The following is a 12,942-nucleotide window of genomic DNA, read 5'->3' as shown; positions in this document are numbered from 1 at the left end:
CGGCAGGGCGGTGTGTTATAATATGGAACGATAAGGTGCATGGGAGGCGGAGCAGTGGGTAAAATTCACGGTCTGAGGGGAAACGGGACAAGGGAATATTTTTACAAGGCTTTTTTTTACGGCCTTGCCGTATCCTTTCTTTTTTTTATTCCTTTTATTCTGTTCGACGGCGGATATTTCCTCTTTTACGGTGATTACAACGTCCAGCAGGTCCCCTTCTACCAGATGTGCCACGACGCGGTCCGGAGCGGGAATATCGGCTGGAGCTGGACGACGGACCTCGGCGCGAATTTTATCGGGTCCTATACGTTTTACCTGCTGGGCAGCCCGTTCTTCTGGCTGACGATCCCGTTCCCGAGCTGGATGGTGCCGCATCTGATGGGCCCGCTGCTGATGCTGAAATTCGGCTGCGCGAGCCTCACGGCGTTCAACTATCTGCGGCGGTATGTCCGCGACCCGGATTACGCCGTGATCGGCGGCATGCTGTACGCGTTTTCCGGATTTTCCATCTACAATATTTTCTTTAACCATTTTCACGAGGCGATCGTCTTTTTTCCGCTGATGCTCTGGGCGCTGGACGAGTACATGGATTCGCGCCGGCGCGGGGTGTTCGCACTGACGGTCTTCCTGTGCGCGATGGTCAACTGGTACTTTTTTGTGGGACAGGTTGTATTCCTGCTGATCTACTGGTTTGTCCGCCTCCTGAGCCGTAACTGGACGCTTTCGGTGCGCGATTTTCTGCTTCTGGCCTGCGAGGCGGTCCTCGGCGTTCTGTGCGCTTCGGTCCTTCTTGTGCCGACCGTTCTGGCGGCGGTGCAGAATCCGCGCGTCGACAACCCGCCCTCCGGCTGGGGGACCCTCCTCTACGACTGGAACCAGCGGTATATCCACATTCTGGAGTGCTTTTTCTTCCCGCCGGACATTCCGGCGCGCCCGAACTTCACCCCGAATTCGGAGGCGAAGTGGGCTTCGCTCGGCGCGTGGTTCCCGCTCGTCGGCATGAGCGGGGTGTTCGCGTTTGTCCAGGTGAGGAAAAAGCACTGGCTGAAAACGATCATCTGCATCCTGTTTTTCATGGCCTTCGTGCCGATCCTGAACGCCGCGTTCCAGCTGTTCAACATGTCCTACTACGCGCGCTGGTTCTATATGCTGACGCTGATGCTGGCGCTGGCGACCATTCTGGCGCTGCAGGACCGCAGATCGGACTGGCCCCGCGCGATCAAATGGACGCTGGGGATCACACTGGGCATCGCGCTCCCGATCGGGCTGATGCCGAACAAAACCTCAGAGGGAAAGACCGTCTTCGGGCTGGAGGATTACCCGACCCGGTTCTGGCCCTACGTGGCCGTCGCTCTTTTGAGCATCGCGCTTTTCACGCTGTCCTTCCGTTTTTACCGGAGGAACCGCAAACAGTTCCTCCATTACCTGATGGGCGGCATCACGCTGATTACCGTTGTTTACGCGGCCTATTTCATCGCGCTCGGCAAAACGCAGAGCGACGACACCCACAAATGGATCATCCCCTATTCGCTTAATAAAGGGGATCAGATCAATCTGCCGGATTCCGATGAGTTCAGCCGGATCGACGTTTTCGACGGCATGGACAACCAGGCCATGTATTGGCAGAAGCCAAGCATTCAGGCGTTCCACAGCATCGTGCCGGGCTCGGTCATGGAATTTTACCCGACAATCGGCGTGCAGCGGGACGTCGGCTCCCGCCCGGACGTGAAATACTACGGCCTACGGGGGCTGACGAGCTGTCTCTGGCTGTTCGACCCCGTCGATTCCGGAAAGAAGTTCACCGGGGAGGACGGGACCGCCGCCATGCCGGGGTGGAGCTATTACGCGACGCAGAACGGCTGCGACGTCTACCGCAACGACTATTTTGTCCCGATGGGCTTTGCTTATGACAGCTATGTGACGCGCTCCGAATACAACGGCCTGGCGGAGGACGATCGGAATCTGCTGCTGCTCAAGGCCGTGGTTCTGGAGGACGCGGACGTGGGGAAGAACGCGAAGGGCCTTTCCCACCTGGACGTCAACGGCCAGGACTATTCGCAGGAGGCTTATTTTTCGGACTGCACCGCGCGGGCGGCACAGGCATGCGCCTCTTTCACGGAGGACAACGGCGGGTTCTCGGCGGAGTTTACGTCGGACAAAAGCAGCCTGGTGTTTTTCAGCGTCCCGTGGGAGGGCGGCTGGACCGTCGAGGTCAACGGAAAACCGGCGGAAATCGTCAAGGTGAACGTCGGCTTCATGGCCGTCCGGGTCCCGGCGGGGACCTCCCGGATCCGTTTCAGCTACAAAACGCCCGGTCTGGCCCTGGGCGCCGCGGCGACGGCGGGCGGAATCCTCCTGTTTGCGTTCTATTATATCGTGACCCGGCGGTATGACCGCGGACAGCAGAAAAAAAAGAGAAAAATCTATCGGGTGGTGCATCTGCGCGCGCCGCGCCTGTCTCACCCCGCGGGGAGGGTTTTCCCGGCCCCGCCGCACGCCGTTCCGGATGTAAAAAATCCGGAAGAAGAAATGAAAAACTGAAAGCGAAGGTGGAGGTTCCCATGTCGGTACCGGTCGTTTATCTTGTCATCCCCTGTTACAATGAGGAACAGGTCCTGCCGGAAACGGTAAAACGCCTGACGGAAAAGCTGCGTTCGATGATGTCCGCCGGACTGGCGGACCCGAAAAGCAGGATGCTGCTTGTGGACGACGGCAGCCGGGACGCCACCTGGCGGCTGATCTCGGAATTCAATGAGCGCAACGAGCTGGTCGGCGGAGTCAAGCTGGCGCACAACCGGGGGCATCAGAACGCGCTGCTGGCCGGGCTGATGACCGCGCGGAAATTTGCGGACTGCGCGGTCAGCCTGGACGCGGACCTTCAGGACGACGTCGACGTCCTCGACGAGTTTGTGCGGAAATATCTGGACGGCTGCGACGTGGTGTACGGCGTGAGGAACAAGCGGGAAACCGATACGGCTTTCAAGCGCGCGACGGCGCTCGGATTCTACCGCTTCATGGCGGTTTTGGGGGTAGACGTGGTCTACAACCACGCGGATTACCGCCTGATGAGCCGCCGGGCGCTGGACGCGCTTTCGGAGTACCGCGAGGTGAACCTGTTCCTGCGCGGGCTGGTCCCGCTCATCGGCTACCGCAGCGCGGTCGTCACCTATGACCGGCACGAGCGGTTCGCCGGGGAGTCAAAATATCCGCTCAAAAAAATGCTCGCGTTCGCCGTGGACGGCATCACGTCGTTCAGCGTGAAGCCGTTAAAGCTGATTTTCAACCTCGGCATGCTGACGGCCCTGATCGGCCTGATCGGCACCGTCTGGGCGGGAATCGCCCACTTTGCCGCCGGATGGGCGGGCTGGATCGCGGCGTTCTGGTCGCTGTGGCTGCTCGGCGGGCTGGTGCTCCTCGGCATGGGCGTCCTCGGCACGTATATCGGCAAAATCTATGCGGAGACAAAGGCCCGCCCGCGGTACCGGATCGAGGAACAGCGCATCGCCGGTCCGGAAGGCACGGACCATCCGGCCGGATTTTCTGCGGGCCCAAGGCCCGGTGACTTTTAACCCAAAATTTCTTCTATGTTTCTTCATTGCGCGCAGGCCGCGCAGGGACGCAAAGCGTCTATTGCGCTACGCGACCATGAAGATCAGAATCAAATTGATTGAATCTAACATCTCAACTTTGGAGCCCTCTATTGGGGAATGCTGAAACGAATAAAAGAGGGGGGACTTCAAATTCCCATCGAAAGGGGTATCTAACCGTCCCTCCTGCACCCCCGGCACCTGTCATGCAGAACGGTTCTGTTATCAGACGACTGCTTCCCATTGACGACGGGGCTCCAAAGCTATGGCCACAGAGTATTTGAAAAGAAACCGGTAGCGTAAAAGATGTTTGCACGTCTACGTCCAGCCTGAGGTAAAATACTGCCTTCCGTATTATGACGAAGTGATTCAACGGATTGTTAATAAAAATCGGGAGCGAAGCGCCCGATTGGACGCTCCGCTCCCTTTTTTTGCCGGCGGAATCTCTCTCACTGCGCCGGGTATGGGCTGGACTTTCCGCGTTCATACTTCTTTCACATACATTCGGAATTCCGCCGGCGGGCGGCGTGTCGCCGCACCCTTCGGCCTGCCAGACGGAACGGCGAAAATTCGCGGTTTGGTTTGGCAGGACGGTTCCGGAAATCTCCCAGGCCATTCGACCCGTTCGCACCTGCGGCGCCCACGGCATGGGGAAAGCTGTCCATCAGCTTTTTCCCCAACGCTTTGGAAACCGGGGTTTTGAAAGTGGCGTAATGTGCCGTCGGGAGATTCCTTCCTCCGTCCCACCTGTCTCAACCGATCATTTCACTGCTTGCTGAACGGTGGGCCGTTGGATGCAACGTCATCGTTGCCCGCAAGGCAACAAAAAGCGCCGGTACGGAATTTGTCATTCCATACACCGGCGCGCGCGCAGATACAGGAGGAAAAAGAAGTGTTTCTCCTTCCTTCCCCTGTACAAAAACAGAAAAAGGAAGTATAATAGGTCCTGCAATGCGCGGTGAATTCCGTGGTATATGGAGGGTGGCTCTCCGTATGCAGGGGGTGGGGTGGTTGCACACTCCATCCCTGCATTGCGTTTTTTATTTACCTTGCGATTCTATTATAATCCTTAATTTACCAAAATTCAACTATAAAATTGCAGGCTGAGCCTGCACGCTTGCCTTGTTTAGCGGGACGGAGATAGGGTTCTCCCGGAACTGCCGGGTCTGGTCGCTCTTTTCGGACTGCGGCCCGGGGCTTCTTCACTTGTTATTTCTTCTATTTTCTTTTTCTGTCCTCAGGCCGGACAGGGACGCACAGCGTCTTACTCGCCTACGGCGGATCATGACTATGGACAGCAGTCAGAAACAGTCTTGCGCTCTCCTTTGGTTTCCACTCAGCAAACCCTGGGCGGAAAACGTGCATGCAGGCTCAGCCTGCCCGAAAGGAGGCAAAGTACGGGTGGGGGCAGCGTACCGCTGCATCTACGATTTACGTTCCCGGAGCGGCGAAAAAACAGGGAAGCGACGATGTTTTCTCAGCCGGGTATGCCGTAGGCACGTCCGGACCGGATGGTCCCCCTAACACCCCCCGGGAGCCGTCAAGAAAATTTTTTCTGTTCTTCTAACAACAGCTTTTCATTGACGACGGGGGCTGAAAAGCTGATGCCATAGGGTGTTGTAAAAGAAAGCTGAAAATTTTCAGAGAGCTTCCTTTTTACATTTGGCGTAAGATTGGGAACGTCCAATGGGAATCACTCGCTTGATAACGGAACCGTTTTGCATGACAGGTGCCGGGGGGCGTCGGGGGGAACGTTTAGGTGCCCCTCCCGTTGGGAAGTTGAAGTTCCCCCCGACTCAGGCTTTGCGTACTTTCGTCTGATTACGAAAGTATGGGCCCGCGCGGCCCGAGCGCAAAAGAGAAAATCAGAAGAAATAAAAGGTTAAGAGCCACCGGGCCATAGGCCAGAAAAAACGGGCCTGCGCGGCCTGTTCGCAAAAAAGGCTGAAGTCGCGACCGCCGTAGGCGCAAAAGACGCTGTGCGTCCCTGCGCGGCCCGAGCGCAAAAGAGAAAATCAGAAGAAATAAAAGGTTAAGAGCCACCGGGCCACAGGCCAGAAAAAACGGCCCCGCGCGGCCTGAGCGCAAAGAGGCCTCCTCATTTCGATGAATCGAACGCAATCAGTTCGTTTTTGTCCAGCCGGCTCGCGTCGAACCGGAAATGCCCGCTGATTTCGCCGTAGTGCGCCAGCACATCCTCCTCGCGCTCCGCCTGGCCCGCGTTGTGGATCAGGAAGGGAACGCCGTCCTTGTCCCGGCGGTCGGAAATGATCCCGATGTGGTGGGTCCCGAACGTGACGATGTCGCCGGGTTGCCACTCGGCGGTCTGCTTCAGGTCCGTCGTCAGGGAGACGGCGTGCCGCTCAAAATAGATTTTCAGATCCGCCGTCCTCCGGAAGTCGATGTTCGGGTCCGGCTTCCCGTTGACGGGGTAGTCGGACGCGTGTTCCGCGATATCCCGGTCCACCATGTCCTTCAGGCAGTACCCGGCGTTCCGGAACGCGCGCCAGACGAGGTCCGTGCAGGCGCCGGAACCGTCCGGCGGATACCCGCCCTGATAATAGGAATTGTCGTATTCCGGCATGTTTTCCGCGTCCCCGCGCGCCCCGAGCAGAAGGTCGGTGTAATCGTCCGTTCCGTTCTGATTGAAATCAACGGGGCTGTGGACGGTTTGGATTCCGAAATCCGCCGCCGTGTAATACGCTGCCTTCGAGGACGCCCCGCTTTTTCCGGGGCGGGCTCCGCCACCGGGCTGAGGCCGCAGCCAGAAAACGGCGAGAAAAGCCCCGCAGGCAAGCACCGCGAGTACGGAAAAGAGAAACGCCCGGTTTCGGTGAAGCATCGGAAAATCCCCCCTGAACCGCCGTCAGCGGCCCTTCTTTTTCTCCGGGGGAAGGAGCAGAAGCCTGGTTTCCCCCGGATTCAGCGTGACGAGCTTGGAGGCGATGCGCGGATGCTTCAGCCTCAGGCGGACCATGTCGCGCAGGGCCTGCCCGGAGTTGTAGCCGTGAATGACCCGGACCTCCTTGACCTCCGGTCCGGCGCTCGAAAGAAGATGTTCCAGTCGGCGCTTCGCGTCCTCCGCGGTCAGTCCGTGAAGGTCCACTTCGAGCATTGAGTTCGCTTTTACCACATGCACGGCGTTTCATCTCCCTGATGATTCCTATTATAGCATGAAATGAGAAAAAAAGGCCCTGAGCGGGCAATGCGGAATTGGATTTTTCGATGGTTTCTGATATAATGAAAAGGTCGGGGGTGAGACCGGTGAAAGTGGTTGATTTGCGGAATCTGTTTACCAGCAGCAATGTTTCGCTGATTGAATTTGAAGCGGACAGGATCTATTACGCCGAAGAAAAATCGGAGGAGGGGCACAACAGCCTTTTCCTTCTGGAATACAACCTGAAAACGCACCGGGAACGCATTATCGCGAACTACTTTTTAACCGACCCGGCTTATGTGCAGCACTTTTTCAGCTTTCCGGAGGACATCGTCGTCGTGATGGAATCCGGCGAAAGCACGGTCTGGATTCTGCGGGTGGACAAGAATACCGGAGCGGAGAAAAGCATGGCCCGGCTGAATTTCATCGGCGCCTTTGCCGAATGCCGCGCGCTCGACGAAAGCCACGTGATCTTATATACCTGCGCGAACGAACGCCACCGCCGTCTGTTCCGCGAATACAAAAAACTGACCGGCTTCTCCCGCGTGGCCTATCTGTACGATCTGGACGAGGGGCGGTATTACTACGTCAGGGACCCGCGTATCTGCAATGGAAACGCCGCCGGGTTGATTTCCTATGATCTGGACGGCGAGCGTCAGATTCTGGTCCTCCAGCCGCACGGGAACGAAGAGGAAAAGCTCAAATGTTTTCGCAATATGCGCTGGCTGGGGGACGAAGTCAACGACAACGTCTGGCTCTGCCCCCTGCTGGATTTGATCGTTTCGGTCAAGGCGGGGGAGGAGCGCGTCCCGCTGGAACTGATTCTCAGTGCGGGAACCAGCGGATTGGTGCGCTATGCCGGGATGGACGGCCGCAGCCTCTACTTCCGGGCGCGCTATTTCCCGACCGGGGACCAGCGCCTGTGCGCCTATGACAAGCGCAGCGGCAGAAAGTCGGTCGCCGCGACGCTCAGCCTTGGGCAGGAGGAGGAAGACGCGATGTTCAGCATCGACCCGCAGGGCGGGCGCGCCTACCGCATCACGGAGGCCGACGGCTTCTGCAAAGTGGCCGGCGTCATGAACTCCGGAGTGGACGCGAAATTTCCGAGCGACCTCGGCAAATTCGTCACCTGCGTGGACGACCGGTTCCTCATCGCGCGCTACCTTCTGACCGACGGGAAGGATTCCTTTGAATTCAATTCCGTCTACGATGCGCAGACCGGCAGTCAGAAGAGCTATGAATGCCGCTGCGCGGTGAAGGACGGCACGGTCGTGCTGTACTGACGAGGAAACAGGCAGCGTTCATTTGCCGCGCTGCCTCTGCCTGGCGGAGCGCTTTTCTATAAAAAAGAGCGAATTTTCAGGAAAAGCCTTGACAGAACGGCTGAGTGATGGTAAACTGAAGTCACAGAGGTTAGCTAACACTAACCAAAGAAATAATCGTTTTCCTTTTAAAATGCTTATAAGTTCCTCCAATACAGATAATTAAAATAACATCTAAAAGGACCGGCCCATATGGGCCGGTCCTTTTAGATGCTTCAGCAATTACTCCTCCGTCACGAACATCGACGGATTATAGGAATTGACCGCTTTTTCGTTTACGGTCACGCCGCTGATGGAATCGGCTTCCTTGGAAATTTCGTCGGAGAATTCCTGCCCCTTGTAATCGGCGAGAAGGCCGCTGCGCCCGCTGTCGGTTTTCATCTGCTCCTCGGTCTTTTTCGTGATGTCGTTCTTTGTTGCCAACAGATACAGGTAACCGTCCGAGATCTCCGCCGCCTTGGTTTCTCCGGCCTTCATGCCGTCCAGTATCTTTACCAGATCGTCCGGGTATCCCTGCGTGTTGGTCTTGAGATCGACGGTTTCTGTCTGGACCGAAATGTCCGGATCGGCGGATTTGTAAGCGTCGGCCGCCTGCTGAAGCGTCATGGTCCCGGCTTTGATCTTGGAAGCGTAATCGTTGAACTGGGCCTCGGCCTTTTTCTTTTCGGTGTCGGAGAACGAAGCGGAATAATTTCCGCTGGAATCCGTCTTGTACAGCTTGCACAGCACGTAAGAGAAATCGGTGTAGTTCTTCTCAAAAAAGCTTTTCAGCTCATTGTCCGAAACCGCCTTGGACCCGCCCTTGCCGTAAACGGCGTTAAAGACCTTCTGATATTTCGTTCCGTATTCGGCGGCTGCCAGCTCGTAGGAGCTCTTCGCGACGCCGTATTCCTCCAGCGTGCTTCCGTAGCTGTTCCAGAAGTTGTCCGTGCTGGTCTTGATGGTGGATTTCTCGGCGTCCGTCAGGGTCAGCTTCAGGTCCTTCATTTTCTTGTCGATGACGAACAGCGATTTGGCGGAATTCAGCGCCTTTTCGCGGATCCAGGTCGCGGCGTCCTTGCTGTCGATCTTCTGGTCCAGCACGGCCTTGGTGGAGTCCGGCACTTTGGAAGAGGCGCTTGCGTACGCGGAGTAGAGATAGTAAATATAACTCCCGACCGGCACGGTCAGGCTGTCGTTTTTCGCACACCAGCTCTTGTCGGAGGAACATGCGGCTGTGGAGGCCAGCATGACCGCGGCGAGGAGCAGCGCGGCGATCTTTTTTATTTTTTTCATATGACACACTCCGATATTCTTAACATTCTTCCTGCGGCGTTTGATGGATTATTGCAATTATACACTTTTTCGGGTGGGCTGTCCATGCTTTTTTCATCCTGGCCGGTTTTCTCATCCGGCCTTCATCCTTCCGGCGGGGCCTCCATCAGCTTCAGGGCCTGGGAAAGCGTCTGCAGGGGAGTCTCGTTTTGGGCGATCCTCACGCTGACATAGGGCTTGGCCCCGGCGTTGAGCAGCACGCGGCCCCGCAGGGCGGACACCAGAGCGCCGATCCTTTTCATGTCGATGCGGTCGGAATAGAGGAACAGCGTGTTTTCCTGCTGCCGGACTTCGCGGATGCCGAGGCGGGAGGCGACGTTGCGCAGCAGCGCGATGTCGACCAGGCCGTTTACGCTGGCCGGCGGTTCGCCGAAGCGGTCGATCAGCTCGTCGGTGACGTCGAGCGCGTCCTCGCGCGTGCGGATGTCCGCGATGCGCCGGTAGATGTCGAGCCGCTGGTTCAGGTCGGAAATATAGCTTTCCGGGATGTGGGCGGTGACCTGCATGTCGACCAGGCATTCCTCGCCGTACTCCTGCACCGTTTCGCCCTTGGCGCGGCCGACGGCCTCGGCCAGCAGGTGCAGGTACATGTCGTAGCCGACGGCCTCCATGTGCCCGTGCTGTTCTCCGCCGAGGATGTTGCCCGCCCCGCGGATCTCCAGGTCGCGCATCGCGATCTTGAACCCGGAGCCGAACTCCGTGAACTGGCGGATGGCGGACAGGCGCTTCTGCGCGATTTCGGAAAGCGCCTTGTCCCGCTTGAAGGTCAGGTAGGCGAACGCCCGGCGGCTGGACCTCCCGACGCGGCCGCGGATCTGGTGCAGCTGCGAAAGGCCCATGTGGTCGGCGTTTTCAATAATCAGCGTGTTGACGTTCGGCACGTCCACGCCGGTCTCGATGATCGTGGTGCAGACCAGGACGTCGATTTCCTGCTCGATCAGGCGCCGCCAGACCTCCGAAAGCTCCTGCTCATTCATTTTTCCGTGGCCGAATCCGACCTTCGCTTCCGGGATCGCCTCCTGAATCTTCGCGGCGGCGCGCTGGATGCTCCCCACGTCGTTGTGCAGGTAGTAAACCTGCCCGCCGCGCCGCAGCTCGCGGCGGATGGCTTCGTAAATGATGCCGTCGTCGTGTTCCAGCACATAGGTCTGAACGGGGTGCCGGTCGTGCGGCGCCTCTTCGATCACGCTCATGTCCCGAATGCCGGACAGCGCCATGTTGAGCGTGCGGGGAATCGGCGTCGCGGAGAGCGTGAGGACGTCCACGTCCTTGTACCGCGATTTCAGACGCTCCTTCTGCGCGACGCCGAAGCGCTGCTCCTCATCGACAATGATGAGGCCCAGATTGCGGAATTCGACGTCCTTGGAGATCAGGCGGTGCGTTCCGACCACCATGTCGATTTCGCCGCGCTCAAGTTTCCTGATGATTTCTTCCTGCTCCTTCGGCGTCCGGAAACGCGAAAGCAGCTCGACGCGGATGGGGAAGCCCTCCATGCGCCGGGTGATGGTCTGGTAGTGCTGCCAGGCGAGGATCGTGGTCGGCACCAGCATCGCGCACTGCATGGAATCCGTGATGCATTTGAACGCGGCGCGCAGCGCCACCTCCGTCTTGCCGAACCCGACGTCTCCGCACAGGAGCCGGTCCATCGGCGCGCTTTTTTCCATGTCCGCCTTGATCTCCTCGATGCAGCGCAGCTGGTCCTCCGTCTCGTCGAACTCGAAATGGGCCTCGAAGTCGTGCTGCCATTCCGAGTCCGGGGCGAACGCGTGCCCCTGGGCCTGCATCCGCTGGGCGTAAAGCCGGATCAGGTCGTCCGCGATATCCTTGACCGCGCGCCGCACCCGGGCCTTCGCCTTCTGCCAGTCGCTGCCGCCCAGGCGGCTCAGGCGGACGTTGGCGTCCTCCCGCGGGCCGATGTATTTGGACACCATGTCGAGCTGCGTCACCGGGACGTACAGAAGGTCGCTTTTTGCGTACCGCACCTTGATGTAGTCCTTGACGACGCCGTTCATGTCGATTTTATGGATCCCTTCAAAGACGCCGATGCCGTGTGTGGCGTGGACGATGTAGTCCCCGGGCGTCAGGTCGGAAATGCTGTAAACCGCCTCGCCGCTCTTTTTCTTTTTGGCTTTTTTCACATGGGGAAGCGCCGCGCGCCCGTGCGTGATCAGGCCGAAGAAGGCGCCGGGGTATTCCAGACCGCCGGACAGCGCGCCGATGGTCACGACCACCTCGCCGCGTTCGATCCTGACCGGGCTTTCCACAAACGCCGCGTTGATCCCCTTGACCTGCAAATCCGCGGCGACGGTGCGCGCCGCGCGGTCGGAGCCGCACAGCACGGCGCAGGCCCAGCGGTTCGCGAGCATGTTCTGCAGGTCCTCGGCCAGGAGCTGGATGCTGCCGCCCCAGGTGGAAAGCTGGCGCGCGCTCATGCCGATGAGGGAGCGCACCGGCGTTTCGTAGCCGCCGTGAACGAAGGCGTCCAGATAGACCGCGCCGAAGCGTTCAAACGCCGCAAGAGCCGAGGCCCAGTCCCCGCTGTAGCTGTCCAGGCCGCGGCAGAGCGTCCCGTCGGAGAACAGGTCCTTCAGGTCCTCGCCCCACTGCCACAGCGCGCCGCGCATCCGCTCGCGCGATTTGACCGGTTCGCTGACAAACAGCAGGGCGTCATCCGTCAGATAACTGAAAAGCGTCGCCTTTTCCCCGTACAGAAGGGGAAGAAATTTATCCGCGCAGCCCAGGCGCAGACCGTTTTCCAGCTTGCCGGCCTGTTCGTTCAGGACGGCTTTGGCCGCCGGGGCGGTTTTCCCCCGCAGCTCGCCGGCGAGCTTCCGGATCCGTTCCGCCAGGACCCGGGGATGTTCGATCAGCGCTTCCGCCGCCGGTTCGATCACGGCGCTTTGGATGTTCTCGGTCCGCCGCTGGGAGATTGGGTCGAACAGCGACAGCGAATCGATCTCTTCCCCGAAAAATTCCGCGCGGACCGGCGCTTCGCCGCCCGGGGGATAGAAATCCAGGATTCCGCCGCGCGACGCGAACTGCCCCGCGCCCTCGATCTGCACGGCCCGCTCATAGCCGCACGCGGAAAGAGCTTCCAGCACCCGTTCCATCGGTACGCTTTTTCCCGCCTCGAGCACGGCGGTGCGGCGTTTCAGCTCTGCGGGCGGGATGGTGAGCTGCAGCGCGGCGTCGATGCAGCAGACGACCGCGTCGCAGCCGCCGGAGAGGATGCGTTCCAGTACCTGCAGCCTCTGATGCTCGTATTCGTGCGAACTGCCCTCCGCGTCATGAAAGGAAAAGTCGCGCGCCGGGTAGAACAGAGGCTTCAGGCCCATTGCCGCGAGGTCGGAGCAAAGCCGCTGCGCCTCCGGTTCGTCGCCCGCGACGACAAAAGCCCTGCGCCGCAGGTCGGCGCAGAGCGAATAGATGATATTTGCCTTGTGGACCCCGGAGACACCGGTCACCGCGGCCGGCAGCGCCCGGCTGTCAACCGCGGCTTCCAGGTCTGAAAATTCCTTGAGTCCGCGGATCGCGTTTGTCAGAAATTCCATGAAAATCCCCT

Annotated in this window: 7 protein-coding genes; 3 read left to right on the top strand and 4 right to left on the bottom strand. The window is 59.0% G+C overall.

Annotated elements, in window-relative coordinates; genetic code table 11:
* The first annotated feature begins 54 nt into the window (after nucleotides 1-54).
* Both VA597_RS16730 and VA597_RS16725 read left to right on the top strand, forming a co-directional pair.
* Nucleotides 55-2,541 (top strand): YfhO family protein, encoded by a 2,487-nt coding sequence (locus VA597_RS16730; protein ID WP_243112554.1) that lies wholly within the window; start codon nucleotides 55-57, stop codon nucleotides 2,539-2,541.
* A gap of 20 nt (nucleotides 2,542-2,561) precedes the next feature.
* Entirely contained in the window at nucleotides 2,562-3,569 is a 1,008-nt protein-coding gene (locus VA597_RS16725) for a glycosyltransferase family 2 protein (RefSeq protein WP_128744011.1), read from the top strand.
* Nucleotides 3,570-5,685: 2,116 nt separating this feature from the next.
* Here VA597_RS16725 and VA597_RS16720 read toward each other — a convergent pair.
* Together VA597_RS16720 and VA597_RS16715 are read right to left on the bottom strand one after the other, a co-directional pair.
* Nucleotides 5,686-6,429 (bottom strand): DUF1287 domain-containing protein, encoded by a 744-nt coding sequence (locus VA597_RS16720; protein WP_128744010.1) that lies wholly within the window; start codon nucleotides 6,427-6,429, stop codon nucleotides 5,686-5,688.
* 24 nt (nucleotides 6,430-6,453) lie between these two features.
* Nucleotides 6,454-6,726, bottom strand: coding sequence for a Smr/MutS family protein (locus VA597_RS16715; RefSeq protein WP_243112553.1), 273 nt, complete (start codon nucleotides 6,724-6,726; stop codon nucleotides 6,454-6,456).
* 125 nt (nucleotides 6,727-6,851) lie between these two features.
* Here VA597_RS16715 and VA597_RS16710 point away from each other — a divergent pair, with 125 nt between their 5' ends.
* On the top strand, nucleotides 6,852-8,027 hold the full coding sequence (locus VA597_RS16710) for a hypothetical protein (protein WP_128744009.1): 1,176 nt from the start codon (nucleotides 6,852-6,854) through the stop codon (nucleotides 8,025-8,027).
* A gap of 261 nt (nucleotides 8,028-8,288) precedes the next feature.
* Here VA597_RS16710 and VA597_RS16705 read toward each other — a convergent pair whose 3' ends face one another.
* Nucleotides 8,289-9,341, bottom strand: coding sequence for a peptidyl-prolyl cis-trans isomerase (locus VA597_RS16705; protein ID WP_128744008.1), 1,053 nt, complete (start codon nucleotides 9,339-9,341; stop codon nucleotides 8,289-8,291).
* 122 nt (nucleotides 9,342-9,463) lie between these two features.
* Entirely contained in the window at nucleotides 9,464-12,931 is a 3,468-nt protein-coding gene (gene mfd / locus VA597_RS16700) for a transcription-repair coupling factor (protein ID WP_128744007.1), read from the bottom strand.
* Nucleotides 12,932-12,942 lie beyond the last annotated feature (11 nt).

Origin of the sequence: Caproicibacter sp. BJN0012, assembly GCF_035986805.1 — a bacterium.
In the GTDB taxonomy this organism is placed as follows: domain Bacteria; phylum Bacillota; class Clostridia; order Oscillospirales; family Acutalibacteraceae; genus Caproicibacter.
The sequence above is the reverse complement of the archived record's forward strand: the minus strand, read 5'-3'. Positions and strand labels throughout refer to the sequence as shown.